This is a genomic window from Citrobacter sp. TBCS-14, assembly GCF_005280805.1.
GTDB lineage: Bacteria > Pseudomonadota > Gammaproteobacteria > Enterobacterales > Enterobacteriaceae > Citrobacter > Citrobacter gillenii.
In genome coordinates, this window is the sequence record NZ_SZWM01000847.1 from 1 (window position 1) to 279 (window position 279).

1 protein-coding gene is annotated in these 279 nt (G+C 59.1%); it reads left to right on the forward strand.

Going from position 1 to position 279, the window contains the following annotated elements; all coding sequences use genetic code 11:
* Positions 1–279, forward strand: a 279-nt coding sequence (locus tag FDX22_RS21640; protein ID WP_146717754.1) for a TOBE domain-containing protein, incomplete at both ends; no start/stop codon positions are given.

The window sequence follows — 279 nt, forward strand, 5'->3', positions numbered from 1 at the left end:
GTACGTCAAACGTCTTTGACGAAGCGATGTCGGCAAACGTCTGTGGCTTACAGGGGATGTTCTCGCTGCGCCCGGAACACATTCGGTTAAATGATATGGTGGGCGAGGTTCAGGCTCGGGGTGTCATTCAGGCGGTGCAGTACCAGGGGGCGGCGACGCGTTTTGAACTGAAACTTGCCGGTGGTGAAAAGTTGCTGGTGAGCCAGGCGAACCTGACGGGAGAAATGCTGCCGTCGGCGCTGTCGCCGGGTCAGCAGGTGATGGCATCGTGGTCACGGG